General features: G+C 43.3%; 21 protein-coding genes. 13 read left to right on the top strand and 8 right to left on the bottom strand.

Going from position 1 to position 26,031, the window contains the following annotated elements:
• The first annotated feature begins 21 nt into the window (after positions 1-21).
• A complete protein-coding gene (locus tag R7Q38_RS10505) occupies positions 22-723 on the top strand; it encodes a pseudouridine synthase (RefSeq protein WP_005387874.1) in 702 nt (233 codons plus the stop codon).
• 85 nt (positions 724-808) lie between these two features.
• Here the strand turns inward: R7Q38_RS10505 and R7Q38_RS10500 are convergent, their stop codons facing one another.
• Positions 809-1,486, bottom strand: coding sequence for a DUF2057 family protein (locus tag R7Q38_RS10500; RefSeq protein WP_017634732.1), 678 nt, complete (start codon positions 1,484-1,486; stop codon positions 809-811).
• Positions 1,487-1,562: 76 nt separating this feature from the next.
• Positions 1,563-2,642, bottom strand: coding sequence for a porin (locus R7Q38_RS10495; RefSeq protein WP_005378424.1), 1,080 nt, complete (start codon positions 2,640-2,642; stop codon positions 1,563-1,565).
• A gap of 515 nt (positions 2,643-3,157) precedes the next feature.
• Here R7Q38_RS10495 and dinG point away from each other — a divergent pair.
• The 5 genes from dinG (at position 3,158) to xthA (ending at position 7,639) form a co-directional block, all read left to right on the top strand.
• The gene (dinG, locus tag R7Q38_RS10490; RefSeq protein WP_017634733.1) at positions 3,158-5,233 is read left to right on the top strand and encodes an ATP-dependent DNA helicase DinG; all 2,076 of its coding nucleotides are present in this window, start codon (positions 3,158-3,160) and stop codon (positions 5,231-5,233) included.
• Positions 5,234-5,247: 14 nt separating this feature from the next.
• Positions 5,248-6,033 carry a sulfite exporter TauE/SafE family protein gene (locus tag R7Q38_RS10485; RefSeq protein WP_005387866.1) on the top strand — a complete coding sequence of 262 codons (786 nt, stop codon included), beginning with the start codon at positions 5,248-5,250 and terminating at the stop codon, positions 6,031-6,033.
• Positions 6,030-6,575, top strand: a complete 546-nt coding sequence (locus R7Q38_RS10480) for a primosomal replication protein (RefSeq protein ID WP_171345296.1) — start codon at positions 6,030-6,032, stop codon at positions 6,573-6,575. Before R7Q38_RS10485 ends, R7Q38_RS10480 begins: the two co-directional genes overlap by 4 nt.
• Complete coding sequence (rsmS, locus tag R7Q38_RS10475; protein ID WP_005378432.1) at positions 6,575-6,739, top strand: pleiotropic regulatory protein RsmS; 165 nt, start codon at positions 6,575-6,577, stop codon at positions 6,737-6,739. The genes R7Q38_RS10480 and rsmS overlap by 1 nt, the downstream gene beginning before the upstream one ends.
• Positions 6,740-6,832: 93 nt before the next feature.
• Positions 6,833-7,639 (top strand): exodeoxyribonuclease III, encoded by an 807-nt coding sequence (xthA, locus tag R7Q38_RS10470; RefSeq protein WP_005378433.1) that lies wholly within the window; start codon positions 6,833-6,835, stop codon positions 7,637-7,639.
• 93 nt (positions 7,640-7,732) lie between these two features.
• Here the strand turns inward: xthA and R7Q38_RS10465 are convergent, their stop codons facing one another.
• The 6 genes from R7Q38_RS10465 to R7Q38_RS10440 all read right to left on the bottom strand — a co-directional run bounded on the left by R7Q38_RS10465 (position 7,733) and on the right by R7Q38_RS10440 (position 15,443).
• Positions 7,733-10,456 (bottom strand): ImpA family metalloprotease, encoded by a 2,724-nt coding sequence (locus R7Q38_RS10465; protein ID WP_239939250.1) that lies wholly within the window; start codon positions 10,454-10,456, stop codon positions 7,733-7,735.
• A gap of 154 nt (positions 10,457-10,610) precedes the next feature.
• Entirely contained in the window at positions 10,611-11,288 is a 678-nt protein-coding gene (locus tag R7Q38_RS10460) for an ABC transporter permease (RefSeq protein WP_053303243.1), read from the bottom strand.
• Between the two features lie 3 nt (positions 11,289-11,291).
• A complete protein-coding gene (locus R7Q38_RS10455; RefSeq protein WP_005378436.1) occupies positions 11,292-12,032 on the bottom strand; it encodes an ABC transporter permease in 741 nt (246 codons plus the stop codon).
• An 81-nt stretch (positions 12,033-12,113) separates the two neighbouring features.
• Complete coding sequence (locus tag R7Q38_RS10450) at positions 12,114-12,884, bottom strand: ABC transporter substrate-binding protein (RefSeq protein WP_005378437.1); 771 nt, start codon at positions 12,882-12,884, stop codon at positions 12,114-12,116.
• Positions 12,885-12,967: 83 nt separating this feature from the next.
• Positions 12,968-13,738: an ABC transporter ATP-binding protein gene (locus R7Q38_RS10445; protein ID WP_318114211.1), complete on the bottom strand. Its 771-nt coding sequence runs from the start codon at positions 13,736-13,738 to the stop codon at positions 12,968-12,970.
• A 241-nt stretch (positions 13,739-13,979) separates the two neighbouring features.
• The gene (locus tag R7Q38_RS10440) at positions 13,980-15,443 is read right to left on the bottom strand and encodes a 54K polar flagellar sheath protein A (protein WP_151514641.1); all 1,464 of its coding nucleotides are present in this window, start codon (positions 15,441-15,443) and stop codon (positions 13,980-13,982) included.
• Positions 15,444-15,896: 453 nt separating this feature from the next.
• On the opposite strand from R7Q38_RS10440, the gene R7Q38_RS10435 reads away from it, so the two are divergent.
• The 7 genes from R7Q38_RS10435 (at position 15,897) to R7Q38_RS10405 (ending at position 25,992) form a co-directional block, all read left to right on the top strand.
• On the top strand, positions 15,897-17,444 hold the full coding sequence (locus R7Q38_RS10435; protein ID WP_005378441.1) for a DUF3360 family protein: 1,548 nt from the start codon (positions 15,897-15,899) through the stop codon (positions 17,442-17,444).
• 303 nt (positions 17,445-17,747) lie between these two features.
• The gene (gene pflB, locus R7Q38_RS10430; RefSeq protein ID WP_005378442.1) at positions 17,748-20,024 is read left to right on the top strand and encodes a formate C-acetyltransferase; all 2,277 of its coding nucleotides are present in this window, start codon (positions 17,748-17,750) and stop codon (positions 20,022-20,024) included.
• 153 nt (positions 20,025-20,177) lie between these two features.
• Complete coding sequence (locus tag R7Q38_RS10425) at positions 20,178-21,155, top strand: lipid A deacylase LpxR family protein (protein WP_005387855.1); 978 nt, start codon at positions 20,178-20,180, stop codon at positions 21,153-21,155.
• Between the two features lie 211 nt (positions 21,156-21,366).
• Complete coding sequence (gene pflA / locus R7Q38_RS10420) at positions 21,367-22,107, top strand: pyruvate formate lyase 1-activating protein (protein WP_005378444.1); 741 nt, start codon at positions 21,367-21,369, stop codon at positions 22,105-22,107.
• A 154-nt stretch (positions 22,108-22,261) separates the two neighbouring features.
• The gene (locus R7Q38_RS10415; RefSeq protein ID WP_005378445.1) at positions 22,262-22,927 is read left to right on the top strand and encodes an energy-coupling factor ABC transporter permease; all 666 of its coding nucleotides are present in this window, start codon (positions 22,262-22,264) and stop codon (positions 22,925-22,927) included.
• A 136-nt stretch (positions 22,928-23,063) separates the two neighbouring features.
• Positions 23,064-23,564 carry a YfbU family protein gene (locus R7Q38_RS10410; protein WP_005378446.1) on the top strand — a complete coding sequence of 167 codons (501 nt, stop codon included), beginning with the start codon at positions 23,064-23,066 and terminating at the stop codon, positions 23,562-23,564.
• 493 nt (positions 23,565-24,057) lie between these two features.
• Positions 24,058-25,992 (top strand): PrkA family serine protein kinase, encoded by a 1,935-nt coding sequence (locus R7Q38_RS10405; protein WP_005378447.1) that lies wholly within the window; start codon positions 24,058-24,060, stop codon positions 25,990-25,992.
• Positions 25,993-26,031 lie beyond the last annotated feature (39 nt).

The following is a 26,031-nucleotide window of genomic DNA, read 5'->3' as shown; positions in this document are numbered from 1 at the left end:
CATTTTTGCAGGGTAGTTAACATGTCATCTCGTACAGGTCAGGAAAAAGGTCGCAGTCGTAACCAGTCTAAAACGGGCCATTTTAAACACTCAGGAGCTCGCAATGGCTCGAAGACTCGTACTCAGCAAGACCGCCGCCCTAATCGCCCAACAAAAAGCCAAAAGCCAAAAGTGGCCCCTAAAGATCGTAAAGTCATTATTTTCAATAAGCCTTACGATACGCTCAGTCAATTTACCGATGGCGATGGTCGCAAAACGTTAGCGGACTATATCCCAATCAAAAATGTCTATGCGGCTGGCCGATTGGACCGAGACAGCGAAGGTTTGATGGTACTCACTAACGATGGCATCTTGCAGGCGAAGTTAACGCAGCCAAAGTCAAAATCGCCAAAGACTTATTGGGTTCAAGTCGATGGCGCTCCTCAGGAGCAAGATCTTGAAAAATTGAGGAAGGGAGTAGAGCTAAAAGATGGTATGACTCTACCAGCCGAAGTTGAAGTTATTCCAGAACCACAAGTCTGGGACAGAACGCCTCCGGTTCGTTTTCGCGCAAATATCCCTACCACTTGGTTAGCCATTACCATTATCGAAGGAAGAAATCGTCAGGTGCGTCGCATGACTGCGCACATTGGCTTCCCTACTTTGCGCCTCATTCGTCATTCGATGGGTGATATCGTCCTTAACGACCTAATGCCTGGTGAATGGAGAGAAATCTCTCTCTAATAAGCAGAAAAGATAAAAGCAGGCTTAAAGCCTGCTTTTTAGATTCGTACTTTTTCAGTTAAGCCCTATCTAATGAACTAAGGGATTACTGCTCAGCAAGCCAGTTTTTAAATGCCTCTTTTTCCGCCGGAGACGCTTTCTGGTACATAGTCTTTAATACATCAACCATTGGGCTGTCGTTCGATGCGGCTGTTGAACGGGTATCACTAGTCTCAACTCGAGGCTCGATATCACTTACTGATTGTTGATGCTGATTCACAGTTACATAACTAACGGCAACACTCGCGATACCGCCAGCAATATTGTAGTTACGAGATTCTTGAGGGTAATTACGACCAATTTGAACACCATCTGACTCTAATACATCTTCGACCAAAGCAATAGGTTGGCCTTTGGTATCCAGTAATTGCCAATCTAGAGGCGAGATGTTGTTTTGCGCTTGGCGAAGAGTTTTAAACTCTGGCAGTTCAAACGTTAGCTTTTCGTTTTCAGCATCAAATTTAGCAACGATTACATCACTGTAAACCGTCTTAAGGTTTTCGTTAATTTCGAATGTAGGTTGATATTTGAAGACAATTTGATTCGTTCCGTCAGGTAGTTCGATTGTCTTCTCACTAGAAAAAAGACCACCTTCTAGATCTGGCTTCTCCATGTTGACGGCCAATAACTTCACGTCTTCTGGAACCACTAAAGTCGTTGCAGCGTAGAGGTTTGTACTGGCAAAAATAGACAGTGCCATTGCCACTTTTAATGATAACTGCATAGAATTTTTCATCCTTATCTTCATAGTAAAAGACCCAGCATATAGCTGGGTCTTACAATATCAAACTGGGTATTGATTACCAGTAGAAACGAGCACCAACACCGAAGTTAGTTGCGTCGTCTGTGTCTTTGTTGTCGAAGTCAGTACCTTCGAAAGTGTAACCCGCTTCTGCGAATACACGTGCCCATTTAGAGAACTTGTATTCAACACCAGCGTAGAACCAAGAAGAGTCTGCGTCTACTTTACCTGCTTCGTCAGTAGACTGAGCTAAGTACTCGTAACCAGAGTATAGAGTTGTTTTAGGAGCAACAGCGAACATACCAGCTACAACGATGTAGTGTGAATCAACTGTTGATTTACCTAGCTTATCTTCGTTTTCGTTGTAGTAGTACGTAGCACCTAGAGTGTGCTCGTTTAGTGCGTACTCAGCAGTTACTTCAAAAGATAGGTTTTCGTTATCAGTACGCTCTGTGTGAGAAACTGTTTGCTCTACACCATTAAGAACTAGTTTTTTCTCTTTAGTTACGTTGATGTCGTTGTTTGCAGTAAGTACACCAGCGTGTAGAGATAGGTCGTTGAAAGATTTACCAACGAATACTTCTAGTACTTCTTCGTTAGAATCTTTTTCGCCTAGCGCGTAACCAGCTTTTAGCCAGAATGCGTCATTTTCGTAAGCGTATTTGATTTGAGAATCGTTGTTCCAAGCGTGACCGTATGCAGTTTCCGCTGCGTTACCACCGAAGAAGTAAGAGTAATCTGCGAAGTATACGTCATCAGCCCAAGTACCTTCTTTACCGAAGCGAAGAGTACCCATATCACCCATATCAAAACCGATGATGTGGCGACGTACGTATACAGAGTCATCTGTACGCTCGCTTGAATCAGCACCTGCGTCGTAGTTGTCACCTAGAGCAACACCGATTTCAACTTCACCCAGAACTTTTAGGCTTTCGTCAACAACGTAAACCGCGTTCACACCAGTACGAGAAGAGCTAGTGTTTAGCTCTGCTGTGTGATCAGTTTTTTCTGTGAATAGAAGAGTTGGACGTAGCTGACCGTAGAAATCTACAGAACCTTCTTCAGATTTGAATACTTCAGCTGCGTTCACTGAAGTTGCAGACGCAACTACAGCTAGTGCTAATAGAGTTTTTTTCATAATTAATCCACTGCCTTTTCTTAGTTCGGGATATCCTTGTCCGGTTCCCTTTTTTTATATGTTTGAGGTAGAGCGTTAACAAAACGTTATACAGCACCTCCTCAAAATCTGGAGCTAAGAGTGCAAAAGATTATTCTGGCTGTCAAATTTTCTAAATACCAATGTAAAAAAAACAAAATACCATTACAAAACAACAAGTTAATAGGTTTACCTTTATTTATTCGACGAACATCTAACCAATCCCCATTATTATTTGTAATTTACAAAATTATTAACAAATGGTTTTTTAATCCAATAAGTAAATTTTAAAAAAACAAAAAAAGAATAAAAACCTACAAATCAGACCAAGTTGGAGTTTTATATTTTTCATATAATGAAATTAATTTCATTAAGATAAGGTTCAATATTTTTTTGTGAAGGAGATCTACATTCCTTATAAAAGCATTCCGTTTTGTGAACTACTGTACAACTAGTGATGTGTGCTACTATTCGCCTCCAACGCATTTGAGGCCCGTATGCTGACCAGTAACATTCAAAAATCGATTCGTAATAGCTATCAAAACCTTCAAGATCAACTTGATAACTTTGTGCCTAGAAGAGCACAAAACTACCTTGTTGCAGAGATTGCAAAAACGCTGTGCGGTCAGTATCACAAATCTAACCGAATACTCGTTGCAGAAGCAGGGACTGGAATTGGTAAATCGCTCTCTTATCTAATGGCGACCATTCCCGTGGCTGTACATAACAATAGGAAAGTGGTTATCTCAACGGCGACCGTCGCTCTGCAAGAGCAGCTCATAAATAAAGACCTCCCTCTTTTTCGTCGGATTACCGACCGAGAGTTTTCTTTTATTTTGGCAAAAGGCCGTCAACGCTATTGTTGTGCAGAAAAGCTCGCGACTGCTAGCGGTGCTGATGGTGGCCAGTTAGCGATGTTTGAAACCAAACCTAAGCAAAAAGATATAGAGCTGTTAGAAACAATGCATCGCTCTCTTGCGCAAGGTAAATGGGACGGTGACCGTGATTCTTGGCCTAAACCCATCGACGATAAGCTTTGGCAACTGATTGTCAGTGATAAACACAGTTGCAATAACAGTTTACCAGGTCACCGCGGCTGCCCATTCCAAAAAGCGCGCTCAGAGTTGGATAAAAACGATGTCATCATTGCTAACCACTCTCTCGTCATGGCAGACGCAGATTTAGGTGGCGGCGTGATTTTACCTGAGCCAGAAAATACAATATACGTCTTCGACGAGGCACATCACTTACCTCACGTCGCTCGTGACCATGCTTCAGCATCTGCGAGTTTAAAAGGCGCGGCAGCATGGCTTGAGAAGTTAAATCAGTCGATTAGTAAGTTTTCATCACTCGCAGACGAGAAACGCGTAGCTCGATTTCGCAACGACCTTCAAGACGCGGTTCAGAACTTGATACCGGCACTGACTCAATTGCCCAAACAGTTCGACCCAGCTCAATTTGAAGAGGGTATCTACCGCTTCGAACACGGTGAACTACCTGAGTGGCTAGAGAACCAATCCAAAGAACTAAAACAGTTCAGTAAAAAAGCAAATCAGAGTGTGGCAAAAATTGCCGACCTTATTGCGGAAAGAGTAAAAGACGGGGAGCTTGCGACAAGGTTGGCTGAACCAGCGCTTGCAGAGCTCGGTTTCTACATTCAAAGGTTAGAAAACCTAGCGCAAGTATGGCATTTAATGGCAGAACCAACTCGTGAAAAAGGTGCGCCTTTAGCTCGCTGGTTAGAAACCCACCCCGATCGCGAGGGTGATTTCATTGTGAGTGTTTCGCCACTTGAAATTGGATGGCAACTCGACCAACAGATTTGGAGCAGATGTATTGGCGCCATTTTGGTTTCCGCAACGATGCGTGCATTAAACTCTTTCCATTACTTTTGCCATCAGGTTGGTATTGATGGAAAACCAGAATCAGGCACTCAGTTTTTAGCGCTTGCGTCACCATTCGATTACCAAAACCAGGCAGAATTGCTCATCCCTGCGATGAAATATGAACCACCAGCGCCTCAATTTACTGAATATCTTATCGAGATATTGCCTAAGTACTTGGAAGACAAGAAAGCCAACTTAGTATTATTCTCATCCTATTGGCAGATGAACCAAGTCGCGAAGGCACTCTCTTCGGAGTTCATAAAAAAAGGCTGGGCGTTGCAAGTTCAAGGTGAAAGCTCACGTCAAGAAATTCTAAAAAAACATAAAAAGCTAATAGAATCAAATAAAACCAGCGTCTTATTTGGTACTGGCAGTTTCTCTGAGGGGCTAGACTTACCTGGCGAATTACTTGAAAACTTGGTGATTACAAAAATTCCATTTGGCGTTCCAACCTCCCCTGTTGAGCAGGCTCATTCCGAATACATTGAGAAAAAAGGAGGAAACCCGTTTATGCAAATAACTGTACCAGACGCAAGCAAAAAGCTGATCCAGAGCGTAGGTCGCTTACTGCGTAAAGAGAGAGATTCTGGTAGAGTAACGATTCTTGATCGACGCCTAGTCACTAAGCGATACGGACAAGCCTTAATCGACTCACTACCTCCATTTAAACGTAAAATAGAATATTAGAAGAATCACCATTTATGGAAATGATTGAGCCAACCATGCTGTTGGTGTTGGCGCTTGTCGCTTTTGTCGCAGGATTTATTGATGCAGTTGCCGGTGGTGGTGGCATGCTTACCGTACCTGCTCTACTTTCGCTAGGCTTGCCGCCTCATATTGCACTAGGCACCAATAAACTTGCCGCTACCTTTGCTTCTTCTACTGCAGCATTTACGTACTACAAAAAACGTCTATTCAAACCTCAATGCTGGAGGCGTGCATTCGTGGCAACACTCGTCGGAGCGACATTAGGTACGCTATTTGTAGATGCGATTAGTACGGATTGGCTGGAAAAAGGATTGCCGCTTGTTATTTTGGCGGCAGCGTTGTATACCGTTTTTCATAAAACACCCCACTCTGCTCATCAAAGTCCAATACCCGAGCCTTGCCCAAAACTTCATAAAAAACAGTACATGCAAGGCTTATCCATAGGATTCTACGACGGACTCGCAGGGCCTGGAACTGGGGCTTTTTGGACAGTAAGTTCAATGGCGCTGTACCGGCTGAATATCTTGCTCGCCTCTGGCTTAGCAAAAGCAATGAACTTTACCAGTAACTTTACCTCTTTGATCACTTTTGCATTCCTCGGACATATCAACTGGGTGCTAGGCTTAACAATGGGAGTATGTTTAATGGCTGGTGCTTTTGTTGGCGCGCACTCCGCTATTAGATTTGGTTCTAAATTCATTCGTCCTGTATTTGTTACTGTCGTCAGCATACTAGCTATTAAATTGGCTTATGACGCATGGTTTGTAGGTTTGTCATGAACATTTCTCAACTCCAGGAAAATCTAGAACAAATGGCGAAGCAAGCCGCTGTTCTTGACCGTCAAAGAGGCGAACATCATGTTCCGCTTTTTGATGAGCGTTTATTTGGTTGCCGCTCTCGCTTACTTACTCCTTGCGTAAAAGAAGCAAAAGCCACGCTGGATGCGATTGTGCGTGAGCAAAATGAAGGTAAGCTCACCGCTTTGCGTGCTGAGTACCTCACTGAACGGTTAGTGGCGCAAATCGGTGCGATTCAACGCGAGATTTCTACCACTAAAATTCGTAAGAATGAAATCAAACATAGCAGCCACTTCCGCAAGCCTATCAACGTGCTTTATCAGGAGCTCGCTCAACACCAAGAGTGGGCAAGACGCTTGCGCGAGATGGTGTTAGAAAAAGAACGTGCTGTCGAAAGTGCTCCTAGTTTTATGCGTGCCGACGCTCAAAAAGTATTACTAGCAACCGAGCAACGTTTAGAGCGTTGTGAAGCAGCACTTCTTAAGCTAGAGAACCAAATTACACATAGGGAAAAACATCAATAATGGCTGACCAACCAACCTCGCCTTTAGATGACGCACCTGAAGAGATCAAACTGGCTGTCGATTTAATCTATTTGCTTGAGAGCAATGAGATAGATCCAGAAGTTGCGCTTAACGCTTTAAAGATCGTGCAAAACGACTTAGAAAACAAATTAAAAGCAAAGTAGCTCAGAGCGTTTCACTCCTCTCACCGAGACTCATTTTCAGTGCTCTTACACAATGATACTATTCATAAAAAGTACGCCCCAAAAGGATAAATAATGAAAGTAATCAGCTTTAACATCAATGGACTACGTGCGCGACTGCACCAACTCCAAGCGCTAATCGACAAACACCAACCTGATGTGATTGGTCTTCAGGAAATTAAAGTTCACGATGAAGCATTCCCGATTGAAGCTGTCGAAGCCATGGGCTACAAAGTGTATTTCCATGGTCAAAAAGCACATTACGGCGTAGCAATGCTTTGTAAGCAAGAGCCTCTACACGTACAAAAAGGGTTCCCGACGGATAACGAGGAACATCAAAAGCGCATGATCATGGCAACGTTTTTAAATGAAAACGGCGAAAAGGTCACTGTGCTAAACGGCTATTTCCCTCAAGGGGATAACATCAGCCACGAAACCAAATTCCCATACAAGCGCCAATTCTATAAAGATCTGATGACCTACCTAAACGATCATCACAATAACGACGAGCAATTGATTGTTATGGGTGACATCAACATCAGCCCTATTGATGCAGATATCGGTATCGGCGAGCCAAACCGTAAACGTTGGCTAAAAACAGGTAAATGTTCATTCCAACCTGAAGAGCGCGAATGGTTGAAAACCTTACTAGACTGGGGCTTTGTGGACACCTTCCGTAAGCTATACCCAGAGGTGAACGATCAATTTTCGTGGTTTGACTACCGTTCTCGCGGTTTTGATGATAACCGTGGCCTACGAATTGATGTCATTTTGGCAACCCCTTCTCTAGCGGAAAAGTGTATTGAATCTGGTATCGACTATGAGCTTCGTGGTATCGAGAAGCCTTCAGATCACGCACCAATCTGGTCAACATTTAAGTAATATATTGCAAAGCTATAAGCGAGACTCAACGCTAAGCTTAATCCAATAAAAAGGGAGACTCAGTCTCCCTTTTTCATACAAATTACCATTTAATCACTGATTCAGCGGCCAAACCGTTTGACCATCAACAGTTATCGGTGTTTGTGCAAATTCGTTCAGACAGTAGCCTGTATTACTACTTGCAAAGTAAGTGAGCGGCATCGGCGGTAGATTCAGCGCCACAACCTGCTGTTTCGCTTTTTCTGTGAACGAGAACCCCCACATATCGAGATAGCTAGTCATATCTCGCTGAGAGATGTAGCTCAGAGCAATAAGCAACCAGTCGTTGTTCGAGATGCTATTTGCTTCTTCCCGAGAGTAGTTGGCAAAACCAATGCTCAATCGTCTCTCATCCCAAAGCGCGTCGTCCGATTTTAAGCGGTTAAACTCACGTTCAATCAGGTGCAAGCGCGCCAATAAATGCCAACCATTTTTAAGCACACCTTCATGCTGCGCCGCCATCATCATTTGAATGTAAACACGAGCGCCCCAACTCCAACTGGTTTGATTTTGCGCAGCCATGTATGCGTTTGGATCCGCTTGAGTTCGGCTAGCTTGCAATAATTCAAACTGGCCTTTGAAATCCAAGCTTTGGCAGGTTGAAACTTTTCCCGTATTCTGGAAGAAACGAGACTTACTGTAATACGAGTAGTAATTGGTCGTTGAATGCCCTTCCCAGCCTGAAAATCGGAATCGACCTTTTTCTAAACCATGACCAAGCTCATGTAAATCACCGTGACCGAGTGGGCTGAATGACCAATAAGCATCGTAAGGGTTACCCGAACAACCATAACCACACGTCGCTTGGTCAGCGTTCATGTGCTTAACTATATCAATATTGGCGATTTCCCAACCTTGGTTTTGGGCGTATTGAATAACTTCAGGCACTTCATCTATGCCCGGCCCTTGGAAACCTGCCAGCACATGCGGGTAGTTGTGAACATATTCTTCTGTCGCAAGTGCCATTTCCGAAGGGGTAGACCACATTTCATCGTTGACCGACTCCAACATTTTGTCGCGCTTTGAGTGCACTTCAAACCCAGGAGTGATCAGCTCAGCCCAATCGAATAAATTGGCTTCTAACTGTTGAATAAAAGCGTCGTTGTCCTTCTCACTTCTCCAAACTGGATGCTGTGCCACATGATTAAATTTCAGTTCAACCGGAACATCATTTTTGTCAAAGTGAACCTGTACTGGACCACCATAAGGAGAAGTCAGCGTGATGGTTTCACCCGGCTTCACTTCATAGCCGAATGAAGTCAGCAGTTTTGGTCGCGTGTATCCATCTTTGCTGAACTCATGAGTTGCACCACTTCTTAAAGTGTTGATGACAATCTTAGTCGCCACATCATTGCTGTCATTACGTTTAACCGTAAAGGTTTCCCCAGGAAGCGCATACACACCAGCCGAACGGAAGTTACGCTTTGATTCCATATTAATCGTTGCACTGATTCTCTTTATGTCAGGGCTAAACTCACTACGGCTGAAGTTCCCCATATTTGGTTGTTTTGGGTTTACGCTTCGGCTGTTGTATTGCACGTAATCGGCAAAGTACGACTTTAGGAATTCGGTCGTTTGGGTTGATTGTTTGTCCATCGGGAAGACAACCGTTTGACGATAATGATCAGCCAGCAATACCATGAGTTTTTCGTATTGGTAGCCGTTTTGATTAAACAAATCTACTTTTTGTTCATCAAGCTTTTGCAACCAATGGCGAATGCTGTTTGCCCCTGCATAAAATTGACTGTCCATATTCGCAGTGTCAGGGCAGGATTTGTCATCACACTTTGACAAGTCAACGTTGAAATTTTGAGATTCAAAACGAGACAACAGCGCTTGTTGTGTGATGATAGAGTCCGGCACAACGTTCATCAACGATGAAGGTTCCCAGTCGACCAAGCCTAACTTACGCCAATAGTTATCTCCCACATAATCAACATGGAATTTTTCCAAAATGTCTTGGCCAAGATCAGTTAGTCCTCCATCCCAATGCAGGTATAGAACAGGAATTTGGGCTTGCTCAGCGTATTCCAAAGCGTCGAGTACTGGTTTGTTGGTATCTCCAGATTGCAGATGCTGTGACAAGATCAATAAGTTTGGAGTATTGGTTTGCAAGCAGCTAAGTAGCTTCGAACCATCGCATAGGTTGGCCTCGTTAAACGCCAACTCTTGTGAAACATTGTCTTTTAGCCAATTCCGAGTCGCTTGCTCATCCGGAAAGTAATAAGACTGGTCCATTTGCGCGATGACGACGTTTGAAGTAACTCCGCCCGACAACCAAGTGACCAGATTACTTAACCATTTCGTCATCGCTGCGTTGGAAGAGTCGGGAAAACGTTGTGCCGTTCTAAATGGGTTACTACCTAATAGTGCGTAACGTTGACCATTAGACTTTTCCCCGGCAACGCCAATTGACAGAGCTTGATCTTTGTAACCGCTTGCCATGGCCTTATTGGTCATCAAGATGGTGTCGTTGAAGCCATACTGAGGTGCCAAGATCGCGGCATCATGGGTTGGATCCCAATAAAGACCTGAAAGGCTTTTCGCAATTGCAGATTTGATCGTATTCGACTGCATCTTGTGAGCTTCCACAACCTGATGACTTTTACGAATGAAATCGCTCGGGTCAGAAACGAGCAGTGCATTACCAGTTTCCAGAGCTTGTTGAACTGGAGCTGGCGTTGGTTTTACTTGAGCATTAGGTTGTGATTCTCCCTCTCCCCCACCACATCCTGTGGCTAAGGCGGCAATGCCCAACGATAGAATTGTTTTTTTCATTTTTACTTACTAAACAATGAGTTTACTGAATGTTAATGTAAGTTAATGAATAATAAGAAAGAGTCTTTTATATCGGCTGGAAAAATAGGAATGAAGATAACAAAATTATCAAAAGCAATAGCACCCATTCCGGTGCTATTGCCTCTATTGATAATTAGCTTAAAGGACGTAGATAAGCTAAGAAACGCCTCTCTGCCACTTTGAAACACCACAAAATCATAAACGTCAGTGCCATGTAGAACAGCCCCGCCGTCAGGAAAGACTCAAATGGTGCATAGTAGCGCGAGTTAACTAGACGCGCAGCACCAGTTAAATCCATGATGGTAACGATGCCCGCGACTGCACTTCCGTGCAGCATAAATATGACCTCGTTTGAATAAGCTGGTAATGCTCGACGCAATGCACTCGGCAAGATAATACGTCTGTATGTCATAAACTTACTCATGCCATATGCTTTCGCAGCTTCCACCTCACCTTTCGGCAAACCATTAATCGCACCACGAATAATTTCTGCGGTGTAAGCCGATGTATTAAGAATAAAAGCGACCAAAGCACAGAACCAAGCGTTCTCCCATAAGGTATCTTTCACAGGGAAAAACTGATCCATGCCGTAGTAAATCAAATACAGCTGAACCAATAGCGGCGTTCCACGGAAAAAGTAAATGAATCCCCAAGAAGGTAAGCTTAGAGCGTAATTGGTACTATTGCGTGCCACGGCTAATGGGATAGAGACACACAAGCCAATAACCAACGCTAATCCCACTAACCAAACTGTTGTCCAAAGTCCCTGAAGATAAGTTGGAAAGCTTTCAATAATCAAAGAAAAGTCCATAACTTACCTCGCATGAATACTGAACTTACGCTCAACAAGCTTGAGTAGCCCGGTCGAAACGCTGGTAAAAAATAGAAAGATGAGCGCGACAGCCATGTAAAAGGTGAACGGCATTTTGGTCGTACCTGCTGCCAATGAGCTCATTCTCACCATGTCATCCAGACCAATAATGGAAACTAACGCTGTGGTCTTAAGTAACACTAACCAGTTATTACCAAATCCAGGTAATGCATGACGAATCATCTGAGGAAGCAAGATTCTTCTAAACGATAAAGCTGAACTCATCCCATAAGCTTTCGCCGCTTCTAATTCACCCTTGTCCACCGCCATGATCGCTCCACGAAAAGTCTCCGCCATGTAGGCGCCAAAGATAAAACCAATCGTGAGTACACCAGCTATAAATGGGCTGACATCAATATAATCAGGTAAGTAAGACGTCCATTCATGGTTTGGATCACTCGAGGCAAACCACTCGTTGAGCGTTTCGTTGATGGAGTAAAGGCTGTTATTTAAAAGTATTTGTCCACCAAAGAAAATTAGCATCATCAGAACCAAATCTGGAATGCCGCGAATGACTGTGGTGTAAAGAGTGGCAATCGCCCTTGCCCATTTGTAAGGTGCTAACTTAGCTAATGCGCCAAGCATGCCTAAGACCATGGCGAGGATGAGTGAAAGCACTGCAACTTCTATTGTTACTAAAGCTCCTTTCAAAATCGAAGCTTCGTATCCTTGTAAATCTAGCATAGGTGAGTTCCTAATCCCTAAACTCAAAAAATCGACCGTTGACTACTTCTAGGAACAAGCCAACGGTCGCTTAATTACGGTTTATTCACCGTACACATCGTAGTTAAAGTATTTACCAGCAATTTCTTGGTAAACACCTTTCTCACGTAGTGAAATAATTGCTGCGTCGAGTTTCTTCGTCAGATCTTTGTCTTGTTTACGAACAGCGATACCCATACCTTCACCAAACCATTTTGGATCGGTTAACGACGGTCCAACAAACTCATAAGCTTCGCCACCTGCTTTGTTGATCACACCCTCTTCTAGAGCAGACGCATCACCTAAAACGGCAGCAATTCGACCATTTTCTAGATCAAGATACGCTTCATCAAAAGAGCCATAACGCACAATTTCAACATCATCGCCGTAGTTGTCAGTTAAGTACTTGTCATGTGTCGTCGCACGTTGCACGCCAATTTTGACATCTTTAAGATTATCAAAATCTAGACCCGCACCTTTCTTAGCGATAAATTTATTTGGAATTTGTGCGTACTTGCCAGTGAAATCGACTTTTTTCTTGCGCTCTTCAGTGATAGACATTGCTGCGATGATGGCATCGTACTTACGTGCAAGCAGAGAAGGAATAATACCATCCCAATCTTGAGCGACGATTTTGCACTTCACTTGCATCTCTTCACAGAGTGCATTTGCCATGTCTACGTCAAAGCCTTTTATTGAGCCATCAGTTTCTGTCCAGCTAAACGGAGGGTAAGCACCTTCGATACCAAAGCGAACTGTTTTCCATTCTTTCGCTTGGGCAACACCTGATACTGCTGTTGCAGCAATCGTTGCTGCTAATAACCACTTTTTCATTTCCATACTCCTGTGATTGCTATTTTATTTCGTTTTGTTTGTTGTGTTGGCTTAGGAGGCAATAGTCTGCCGCCTAACAAATATTAGTAAATGGATGAGATAAACTGCTGTAATCGTTCTGAATCCGGGTTTGTAAATAGCTTAGCTGGATTTCCCTGTTCTTCCACTAAGCCTTGATGTAAAAACATCACATGGTTTGATACGTCACGTGCAAACGCCATTTCGTGCGTGACCACCAGCATAGTTCGCCCTTCATCTGCCAAATCTCTCATTACCCCCAGAACTTCTCCTACAAGTTCTGGGTCAAGCGCAGAAGTTGGCTCGTCAAACAACATCAACTCTGGGTCAACTGCTAGCGCACGGGCAATAGCTGCACGTTGCTGCTGGCCGCCAGATAAGTGCCCAGGGTAATAATCTTTACGCTCATACAAGCCTACTTTCTTAAGCAAGACTTCTGCATTTTCAATCGCTTGAGCTTTTGGCACGCCTAAGACATGAACAGGCGCTTCAATCACGTTTTCTAGTACGGTTAGGTGAGACCAGAGGTTGAAACCTTGGAAAACCATTGCCAGGCGTGAGCGAATACGTTGGACTTGCTTTTCATTAGCAGGAACAGATTCACCTGCTCTGTTGTTCTTCATTTGGATTAATTCACCATTTACCCAAATTTCGCCCGCGGTAGGCGTTTCTAGCAAGTTGATACATCTGAGAAAGGTACTCTTACCTGAGCCGGAAGAGCCAATGATGGAGATAACATCTCCTTTGTGCGCGGCAAGTGAAATGCCTTTTAAAACTTCATTTTGTCCAAATGTTTTGTGCAGGTCTTTTATATCTAGCGCTGGTACATCATTCATGCGCCCTACTCCCTGTGTTTTTGTCACTGCAATTAAGGGACTCCGCCCTCTCTAATTCGGAACAAATTAGCACCGCCCCTTGAAACTTGCAACAAATTATTAACCTAAATAATTCGAATAGAAAGATACGATAGACAAATTAATATGCAATATATAGCAACATATTCTTCAAAAGTTGAATATTAAATATAAAAAAGCCCCTTTCAAAGGGGCTTAATAAATTTACAAAAGTGTTAAGACGCTACTTAACCAATACCATAAAATCAGATTTCTGAGCATTCGTATTGACCTTCTCAGAATCAACTTCACTGATCACAAGACCATCGTGATCCACTTTAAGATCGGTCACATCACCATGAGAGAAAAGAGAAACAAAGTCATAGCTATTTAGGTTTGCTTCAGCAGACTCCACGACAATAGATTGTGAGAAATCACTTTTAGAAGAAACTTTCAAATCTTGCTTCACACTGTCATCGAATGTGTAGTAGAACAACTCCGGAACAACGACATCACTCTCTAAAGTTGTAAATATCTTGTGTGTTACTCGGTGTAGTGTTCCAGAGTTAGACTCTGCACGATATGCAAGGCGGCTAAAGCCTTTATCTTGGTCAGTGAAAGCAAAACCAGTATCAATAGTTGAGCCTCTCACCACATGCGACGCAGGCAGAGCATTTAGGTTGTAGTAAGCGCTTGGATCAATTGAGATATCCCAATTTGCGTCCTGATACATCTTTTGGTTCAGCACTACCGTCCAACCATTGATAGGTTTTTCAGCTGCAACACTGTAAGTCCAAGTTTCCGTTTTTGGCTCAAGCGGGTGGTAGAACTTCGTCGTTGACATAGGTAGCTCTGCAACTTCGTAGTTGTAATCACCAACAAGTACACTGATGTCTAAAGTGTCATATTTAAAAAGTGTTGGGTTCAAGATTGGAGAAGAACCATTCATGCCAACCAACGGCAATGGTGATTCACTCGACCAATCGCGAATACCATACTGGTGCAGTTCTGTTTTCGCTGCGTCTGCATATTGTAGAACGACTGTCGACTCCATCTTCGAACCAATTGCTCTTACATCCAAAGAATCAATAGAATAGGTAGGCTTAGACTCTTTCGCAATTTTAGATATGAAGTTGTACTCTAAGCCACCAGCCTCCGTTGCTTCATATTTAAGGTCAGTTCGGGTAGCCTTACGGAAGTTGCCATTTTTATTGCAAGCAGACACCGCCTCTCGATTCATTGAGAACGTTGAGTTTCTAAGGTTATTGTCCTTTAAAAAATCTCGACCGAAGCTGTTTGCCGTAAATACTGTTCCAGAAGCATCAAGCAACTGATAAGTAAAATAGCCGTCCTCAGGAATGTCTTCTAGAACAAATTTCAAAGTAGTGCCTGATGGGTAGATAAAGTCGCCTTGACGGACACCATTCTTGTCTGAATAGAAACCGACGACCTTACCTCCTGTTAGCTGTGCACTTACGGCTGGTTGATAGGTCAATACCTGCTCGATGCCGTTGCCATCTACTCTTCGGTCGTAAATAGTACAGCTGTCTTTTTGTGCATTTGTTTCACTAATGACATTTGGAGCTGCAAAAGTAAAAGTGAATGTAGTTCTTGGTGTGGAACTACCGCCACCGCCGCCACCGCCGCCACAACCGACCATTAACCCTGAGATGATTGCCACTAGTGGCAGTACTTTAAGCTGTTTCATGTCTTTTTCCTAAACTAAGCGGCAATGATTAGCCAAAAAATTGTCTTTGCTCTGTCCAAAGCAAGAATAAAGCCAGCTTTATATAATCATCGTGAATATTGACATTTAATCTGCATCTCGTGCAAAAGGACAAAAAGTTCTAATTTTATGCAACTTGTGTAATGAAATTACACAAGTTCTCCGCATCTCATTCGCATGCCAGAAACTTTCTGTAGTTTTATTTCACAACCATTCTTAAAGTGATCTAAATCAATCACCCTAAATGGCTATCTTGCTAGACTCCTGCCAAAAGATGAGGCTTTTTTTGTGCCTCAACACAATAAGTTATTAGCTATGCTTAGGCACAGTGTCGACGTGTAACAAATCTAATAATAGCTAGCATAAGCGTGCCGCAGGATGCGGACTAACACAATTGAATGAAGAATTCATAACTTTTAAATATATGAGGAATCTATGTCAGACGCAGTTAACAAAACGCACTCTGATTCAGATATCGAGACCAAGAGCTACCGTGAGCTTCATCGTCCAGCATCTGAGTTCGCAAGCCGTTCAGACTACCTAGACCACGAACTACAAATTATGAAGCCACGTCGTTTTGGCTTGAACTTGCCAGGTCGTGACTTCCGCTTTGAGCTTGAAGACCTTGTTCCAGCGCTTGCTGGTACTATCGGTATTATCGCAATGTACTCTGCGGTAATGATGTCTTGGGCTGAAGGTCTTACTGCAGCATGGGACCACGTAAACTTAGGCAAGGACTTTGCTATCGAAGTTGCGCGTGTAGAAATGCTCATCCCTGCACTTCTTTTCTGTGTACTTGCCTCTGGTTTTATTAACCCTAAAGCCAACCTAGCAGGCAACCACGGCCCAATGATCCCTCTTATTGGTACCATCGCTCTTGCTGGTGCTCACCCTCTTGCATTAGCAATTCTCATTGGTGTGTTTGGTTTGATTTTGAGCCTCTTAAAAGGTGGGTCAAAACTGGTTAACCTCACCTCTGAAGGTACGGCTGGTGGCCTTCTTATTTTCCTAGGTTTAACCGGAACCATGAGCCAAATTAACTCTATTCAAGCTTGGGCTGTTGGTTTGCAATCCGATACGGTTGCCGCTGGTAGCATGGGTTACATCGGTCTAATTGTTCTTGCGGTTACCATTGGCTTATACGCGTTCCTTGCTAAAGTGAACAAACGCTGGCTAGCGATCCCTGTTTGTGCCTTCACTGGGCTTGCAATCGCACTTGCTCTTGGCGCAGGCTTCGATATTAAATTCGTAACCGAGACAGGCCTTCCAAACCTAAATCCAATCTACTGGTGGGGTTCAACAGAAGAAGGTTGGATGCTTGGTCTTCCTAATATGGAACACTTCATCGCTTCTCTACCATTCGCCATTCTTGCGGTAGCAATGTGGTCACCTGACTTCTTGGGTCACCGTATCTTCCAAGAGATGAACTATCCACGTAAGAGTGAGAAAGTGCTGATGGACGTTGATGACACAATGACAATGTGTTCCGTTCGCCAAATGGTCGGTACTGCAGTGGGTGGTGGTAACATCACATCATCTTGGGGGACTTACATGATCCCTGCTGCAATCGCGAAACGCCCTATTCCTGCTGGCGCCATCTTACTAGGCTCTCTATGTATTATTGTTGCAATCCTTGGTTTTCCTATGGACGTTGCAGTATGGCCTCCAGTTATGCGCGTTGCTCTTCTCGTTGGTGTATCTCTACCACTGCTTGAAGCTGGCATGCAGATGGTGAAGGACTCGAAAGACTCACAAGCAGCAGGTATCTGTATCTTTGGTTCTGCCGTTGTTAACCCAGTTCTAGCTTGGGCACTAACTATGCTTTTAGATAACAACGGTTTAATTGGAGATAAAGAGCGCGCGTCTCGCCTATCATTTGTAGACAAGATTGTGATCCCAGTAAGCGTACTTGTTATCTGTTTAGTTGCTATGCTTGCAGTTGGTATGCTTGAAGGCCAGTATGGCATCCAAGCTTGGCTATAAGCTAGCAGTCCAGAAATTTGTGGGTAGCGCTCGTCGCTACCCCATTTTTATCGAGATTTTTGAGGATTTATTGATTTAGTTTAAGGTTTGCAAAAAAATTTTAGTTTAACCTCTAACTGTTGCTTAAAAAGAGAAACGTTAAAACTAGTGACAATATTTATAGTTTTGTAAATCGAATACGTAAATTTAAGACTATAAATATTGTTATTCATAAGAGTGTACTGTTCCCCTCTTTTATCTGGGGATAGCTGGCTCAACGGCGAAGCAGTACGTATTTTTTTCTACTAAAAAGGTAGGTATGTCATGGCAGAGCAATTTGCTAAAGCTTGGGAAGGTTTTGCTGCAGGCGACTGGCAAAACGAAGTAAACGTTCGTGATTTCATTCAGAAGAACTACACTCCGTACGAAGGCGACGAATCTTTCCTAGTTTCTGAAGGTACTGAAGCGACTAACAAGCTTTGGGCTAAGGTAATGGAAGGCATCAAACAAGAGAACGCGACTCACGCTCCTGTTGATTTTGATACTTCAGTTATCTCTACCATCACTGCTCACGATGCAGGCTACATCGAAAAAGACCTAGAAACTATCGTAGGTCTTCAAACTGACGCTCCTCTAAAACGTGCGATCATCCCTAACGGTGGTATCCGCATGGTTGAAGGTTCATGCAAAGCCTACGACCGCGAGCTAGACCCACAAGTTAAAAAAATCTACACAGAATACCGTAAAACTCACAACCAAGGCGTTTTCGATATCTACACTCCTCAAATCATGGCGTGTCGTAAATCTGGCGTACTGACTGGTCTTCCAGATGCATACGGTCGTGGTCGTATCATCGGAGACTACCGTCGTGTTGCTCTATACGGTATTGACTTCCTAATGAAGGATAAATTCGCGCAGTTCTCTTCTCTACAAGAGCGTTTTGAGAACGGCGAAGACCTACAAATGACAATGCAGCTTCGTGAAGAGATCGCAGAGCAACACCGTGCTCTAGGTCAAATCAAAGAAATGGCTGCAAAATACGGTTGTGATATTTCTCGTCCTGCTGAAACTGCGCAAGAAGCTATTCAGTGGACTTACTTCGGTTACCTAGCTGCTGTTAAATCTCAAAACGGTGCGGCTATGTCTCTAGGTCGTACTTCTACGTTCCTAGACATCTTCATCGAACGTGATATCGCGGCTGGTAAGCTAACTGAAGAACAAGCTCAGGAAATGATCGACCACTTCGTAATGAAACTACGTATGGTTCGTTTCCTACGTACTCCTGAGTACGATGATCTATTCTCTGGCGACCCTATCTGGGCAACTGAGTCTATGGGTGGTATGGGTCTTGACGGTCGTACGCTAGTTACTCGTACAAACTTCCGTTTCCTAAACTCACTATACACTATGGGTCCTTCTCCAGAGCCAAACATCACTGTTCTTTGGTCTGAGCAACTACCTGAAGGCTTCAAGAAGTTCTGTGCGAAAGTATCTATCGATACTTCTTCTATTCAGTACGAAAATGACGACCTAATGCGTCCAGACATGAACTCTGACGACTACGCGATCGCATGTTGTGTATCTCCAATGGTTGTTGGTAAGCAAATGCAGTTCTTCGGTGCTCGTGCGAACCTTGCGAAAACAATGCTTTACACCATCAACGGTGGTGTGGATGAGAAGCTAAAAATCCAAGTTGGCCCGCAAATGCCTAAGATCGAAGGCGATGTTCTTAACTACGATGAACTGTGGGAGAAAATGGACCACTTCATGGATTGGCTAGCGAAACAATATGTGACTGCACTAAACGCTATCCACTTCATGCACGATAAGTACAGCTACGAAGCGGCACTAATGGCTCTACACGACCGTGACGTTAAACGTACTATGGCTTGTGGTATTGCTGGTCTATCTGTTGCAGCTGACTCACTATCTGCAATTAAATACGCAAAAGTTAAGCCAATTCGTGACGAAGACGGTCTAGCAATCGACTTCGAAATCGAAGGCGATTACCCTAAATTCGGTAACAACGACCCACGCGTTGATGACATTGCATGTGAACTTGTTTCTGTATTTATGGGCAAAATCCGTAAGCTTAAGACTTACCGTGACGCAATCCCTACTCAGTCAATTCTTACTATCACTTCAAACGTGGTTTACGGTAAGAAAACTGGTAACACGCCTGATGGTCGTCGTGCTGGTGCTCCATTTGCTCCAGGTGCAAACCCAATGCACGGTCGTGACGAGAAAGGTGCTGTAGCATCACTAACTTCAGTTGCTAAACTGCCGTTTGCTGACGCACAAGATGGTATCTCTTACACATTCTCTATCGTACCTAACGCACTAGGTAAAGATGAGGGTTCACAACGCGCTAACCTTGCTGGTCTGATGGATGGTTACTTCCACCACGAAGCGGGTATCGAAGGTGGCCAACACCTAAACGTGAACGTTCTTAACCGTGAAACTCTAGAAGACGCAGTTAAGCACCCAGAGAAATACCCTCAGCTAACAATCCGTGTATCTGGTTACGCTGTTCGCTTCAACTCTCTAACTGCAGAGCAACAAGCTGACGTAATCGCACGTACATTCACTGAGTCTCTATAAGACTATAGCGAAATAACGTTCTAGTAATACAACAAAGGCTGATGCTAAGTAGCATCAGCCTTTTTTTATTTCTTGAATGAAAGTTGTGATATCGCGAAAGACTTTTGCCCGCATTCTTACGTATGATGCGAAAAAAGTTAGCAAATAAAGTCTATGAGATTTAGTAAATTAATTATTCTTACCCTTCTTTCTCCAGTTGCAATAGCATCCACTAAGTCTACGGTTTCTTTTACCATCGACAACGATGGTATTTTTGGCGTCGATCAAGACTATACGAATGGTGTTTTCCTTTCGTACGCGACAGACCAACTGACACAAGAAAGCCAATGGAAATGGCTGAGTCTAGCTAACTCAGAGCACGCCAATATCGATAAAATAGAGTTGGTTCTTGGCCACAAAATGTGGACTCCAAGCGACATTGAAGCCGATTATCCACTAATCAATGATCGCCCATATGCCGGTTACCTACACACCGAAATCAACTACCTTTCCCTAACGAGTGACAAAGCTGTACGGTACAATTTCACCATAGGAGCTACGGGTGAAAGTTCGCTATCAGAAAAGGCGCAAGAAATCGTTCACGGCATAACAGGATCGACGGACCCTCAAGGTTGGGATTACCAGATTGAAGATAAAGTTGCGTTCAGCCTTGGTTACCGCGTATTTAACAAATTGATGCGCAGCGAAGAACAAAAAACACAATGGGAGATCACCAACATTAACGACATCAATGCGGGTAACTTCCGTAGTGATGTCTCTCAAGGCGTCATGTTTCGTTGGGGTACAAACCTAGCGAATAGCATCGGAGCCGCCAATATCAGTGTCGAAAGCCCTTTTTCAGCAAGTATGATCGCTCAGAACACGTCGAGTTGGTTCTTGTTCACCGGGTTTGAAGGTCGTTACCGCTTTAATGACATGACTATCGAAGGAGATCGTCCTGGCATTCCTGAACCATCAGCGCCATACGACGTCACTCTGCAAAATTGGCAAGCAAGTGCCGTCGCGGGGGTATCTTGGTACAACCAAAATTACGGTGCAAGCATCACCTTTACAATTAAAACACCGGATTATGAAGAAGCCCAAACCGATGTTTATGGGACAGGCTCGTTCTCCGTGTTCGCCTTTTTCTAAAAACTGGATTATCCCAGCACCGAAGTCAATCTAGATACACGGCAAGTTCTCGGGGTAGGTATTAACCACCTCGTGTTCAAGCGTTTATGTAGATTGGCTCCATCTATTTTCTTTCTTCAAATAACCTTGCCTTTAGTACCGACAAAGCTGTTTTAACCCTGCTTTTTGTAATAAAATAACAGCTAGAATTTACTAGTAATGAGAGCAAAAGATGTCAACAGCTGGTCGTATTCACTCATTTGAGTCATGTGGTACCGTAGACGGACCTGGTATTCGATTTATCGTCTTCTTGCAAGGTTGTTTAATGCGCTGTAAGTATTGCCATAACCGCGATACTTGGGACACGCATGATGGCAAAGAAGTCACGGTTGAAGAAATCATTTCCGAAGCGAAAAGTTACCGCCACTTCATGAATGCATCAGGTGGTGGCGTTACTTGTTCTGGCGGCGAAGCGATGCTTCAACCGGAATTCGTACGTGATTTTTTCCGCGCAGCTAAAGCCGAGGGCATTCATACATGTCTAGATACTAACGGTTATGTTCGTAAGCACACTGATGTTATCGATGAAGTACTGGATGCAACAGACTTAGTCATGCTTGACATCAAACACATGAAAGACGAAGTGCACCAAGATCTCATCGGTGTATCCAACCGACGCACATTGGACTTTGCTCGTTACTTACAAAAAATCGGAAAGAAAACATGGATTCGCTATGTCGTCGTGCCTGGTTACACAGATGACCCAGAAGCAGCACACATGCTTGGTGAATTTATTAAAGACATGGATAACATCGAAAAGGTCGAGTTACTTCCTTACCACAAATTAGGGGCTCATAAGTGGGAAGCGTTAGGCTTAGAATACCCACTCGAAGGCGTAAACCCGCCACCGAAAGAAACCATGGATGAAATTCAATCCATTCTTGCTCAATACAACGATAACGTAAAATACTAAGTGAACCGCAAGACTAACCTCTTTAAAATACCAGCTTATTGCTGGTATTTTTTTGATTATATCTAAGCCTTATCAGTGAGTTTCTCTGCGGTCATTTAGGTAGAAAAAGAACGATAGAAATGATTGCGTCATGTTCGCATAGGAAGGAAGTAACATGGATTTGTTTAACTTAGGCTCTCTTGTTGTCTCAATTTGGATAGTAGTAGTCTACTGCCTACCAGATTGGAAAAAAGTCGTTTGGCCCAAACTGGAAAAAGAGAAAGGATTTCAGCACCTCGTTTTTGCAACGCTCTTCTTTTTCAGTATTTTATGGACAGCTCAAGCAGGTGTAAAAGAAGGATTACAGATTCATTTTCTTGCACTAACAACGCTGACGATGATGTATGGTTGGCGTATGGCATTTCTACTCAGTATCCCTGCAATGCTGGTCAACCACCTACTACATGATGTGTCCTTGCTACTCTTACCCACGTCGTTAGTTCTATCTGCCCTAATTCCGATTTTCATTAGTTACTTAGTGTTTCTTCTGAGTTACCACTACTTGCCACGAAACATTTTTGTTTTCATCTTCGTTGCTGGATTTTTCAATGGCGCGATAACAGGAAGTCTGCACCTCATCATTAACTCTTTTTATCACCTATCAGTTGGTCACTACGATTGGGAAACCATTCAACATAACTACTTTGTTTTTGTGCCGTTGCTCGCCTTTCCAGAAGGTCTATTAAATGGTATGGCACTGGCGGTTTTAACCGTATTCAAGCCAGAGTGGCTGAGAGTATTTTCAGACCGAGACTACATATACAATCATTACCATAAATAAGTGTTTTCAAACTGGTCAAAAGTGACAGTTCTTGCCATTTTTTAGTATTAAATATGTGTTGAGATCATGTTTCACTCATGTCTTAAGCGTTAACCTAAGCACATTAAAAATGTATTAGATATCTAGTGAGGTCACCATGGAAATGTCAAACGCTCAACGTTTGATTCTATCAAACCAATACAACCTTATGTCTCAACTTGATCCAAGTAATGCGGCCAAATACAAACGCTTACAAACGATCGTTGAACGTGGTTATGAACTACAAATGCGAGAGTTGAACAAAGATTTCGGCTGCCTCTCAGAAGCAGAATGTCGTGAGATCATCGACGTTATGGAGATGTATCATGCGATGCAAGAATCTTACAACATGCTAGACGATGAAGACCGCAGCAACGTAGATCAGCGCCGCTTGAAGTTCTTGGGATTTGATATCGCTTCAGAAGCGCAACAAGTACATTACGTACGTTTTCTCATCGATTCTGAAGGTTTGTACCCTCAGTTTGACAAGGCAGATCATCACTTTAACAGCCAAATGCCGATGCTAGATAAATACCGCCGTATGCTGCAAACTTGGCGTAACTGCCCTCGTCAGTATCATTTATGTGAAAACGAACTAGCGCAAATCTTCAGCGCATAAAATGGTCGTCTAAGAATGAGGAGAGCGCCCGCTCTCCTTGTTATTTACCCTGTCACAAACTTATCTAAGACTTTGCTCTCTTCCTACCTCTTTCACTTACCTTGCTCAATGTAGAACAACGAATCACTGAGACTCTTCTGTCTTTGCCAAATATTTGATTTCTATTGCACCTATTCACGACATAAATTCGTCCTTAATAAAAGAGTGATTCAAATGTCACTTTTACAATAAATTCATAATTGTTAAGCAAAATTGCAAATCCCCGACTAGGCTTAAGTAGAGAAAGGCTGTGATTGAAAAATTCATATCCACCGCTCACCGTTGTAACGAAAAAACCGTCCATAAAGCAAAGTCTTTGGTGTCGCCAATCTTACATTCTGTACGAACCAAATGTGATAACAGGACGTATATTCAAACAACAACGAGCATAACTGTTGGTGGAAAGCCTGAATCAACGTTCGTCGGTAGACTGACTATTAAAGGGGAAAGCGACATGAGTATTTTCGACCACTATCAATCAAGATATGAAGCTGCAAAAGATGAAGAGATGTCGTTACAGGAGTTTTTAGCCCTGTGTAAAGATGACAAAAGCGCTTATGCTAATGCAGCAGAACGCCTACTGATGGCGATTGGTGAACCAGAGATAATCGATACGGCAAAGGATCCGAGACTAAGCCGAATCTTCTCGAATCGTGTTATCTCTCGTTATGAAACCTTTAAAGACTTTTATGGCATGGAAGATGCCATAGAACAAATTGTGTCTTACCTAAAACATGCGGCGCAAGGCCTAGAAGAGCGTAAGCAGATTCTTTACTTACTCGGCCCTGTAGGTGGCGGTAAGTCTTCGCTTGCAGAAAAGCTTAAGGCTCTGATGGAACAGATGCCTATTTATGTTCTTACTGCTAACGGCGAACGCAGCCCAGTGAATGACCATCCATTCTGCCTATTCAAAGCCACAGAAGATGGCGATATTTTGAAAAAAGAATATGGCATCGAGCACCGTTATCTTCGCTCGATCATGTCTCCTTGGGCCGCTAAACGTCTTCACGAGTTTGGTGGTGATATCACCAAATTTAAAGTAGTGAAAGTACGCCCTTCTATCCTTGACCAAATCGGTATTGCCAAAACTGAACCAGGCGATGAAAACAACCAAGATATCTCATCATTGGTTGGTAAAGTCGATATTCGTAAGCTTGAACACTATTCGCAAGACGATCCAGACGCTTACAGCTACTCCGGTGCGCTGTGTAAAGCAAACCAAGGTTTAATGGAATTCGTTGAGATGTTCAAAGCACCAATCAAAGTGCTTCACCCGCTGTTAACAGCAACGCAAGAAGGCAACTTCAACGGTACAGAAGGCCTTTCTGCGATTCCATTCGACGGTATGATTCTGGCTCACTCAAACGAATCTGAGTGGCAGACCTTCCGTAACAACAAGAACAATGAAGCGTTCTTGGACCGTGTTTATATTGTGAAAGTACCTTACTGTCTACGTGTTTCAGAAGAAGTCAAAATCTACCAAAAACTTCTTGAAAACAGTGAGTTGTCTCAAGCCCCTTGTTCACCAAGTACGCTCGAGACTCTGGCACAATTCAGTATTCTTTCTCGACTTAAAGAGCCTGAAAACTCGTCCATCTTCTCTAAGATGCGCGTATACGACGGTGAAACGCTGAAAGATACGGATCCAAAGGCAAAAAGCTATCAAGAGTATCGTGATTATGCTGGTGTCGATGAAGGCATGAACGGTCTCTCAACACGTTTTGCCTTTAAGATTTTGTCACGCGTATTTAACTTCGACCAAACCGAAGTGGCAGCCAACCCTGTACATCTATTCTATGTGATTGAACAACAGGTTGAGCGCGAACAGTTCCCTGCTGAAACAGCAGAGAAATATCTCGAGTTCTTGAAAGGCTACCTAGTACCTCGATACGTTGAATTTATCGGTAAAGAGATTCAGACCGCTTATCTTGAGTCTTACTCTGAGTACGGCCAAAACATCTTCGACCGATATGTCACCTATGCAGACTTCTGGATTCAAGACCAAGAGTACCGAGATCCAGAAACTGGTCAGCTATTTGATCGCTCTTCACTGAATGCTGAGCTAGAGAAGATCGAAAAAACAGCTGGTATTTCTAACCCGAAAGATTTCCGAAACGAAATCGTTAACTTTGTGCTTCGTGCGAAAGCGAATAACAATGGTCAAAACCCGGTTTGGACCAGCTACGAAAAACTGCGCACAGTAATCGAGAAGAAAATGTTCTCCAATACCGAAGAGCTACTTCCGGTTATCTCATTTAATGCGAAAACCTCTTCTGAAGATCAGAAGAAGCACGACGACTTTGTCGCTCGCATGATGGAAAAAGGCTATACCGAGAAACAGGTTCGCCTACTTTCTGAGTGGTACCTACGAGTACGTAAGTCATCCTAACCCAGTATTGAGTTAGGTCGCTTGTGAAACATGAAGAGG

The organism is Vibrio sp. Vb0598, assembly GCF_033338935.1.
GTDB lineage: Bacteria > Pseudomonadota > Gammaproteobacteria > Enterobacterales > Vibrionaceae > Vibrio > Vibrio alginolyticus.
Note: the sequence above shows the minus strand (reverse complement) of the source record. Positions and strands in the feature narration are given on the sequence as shown.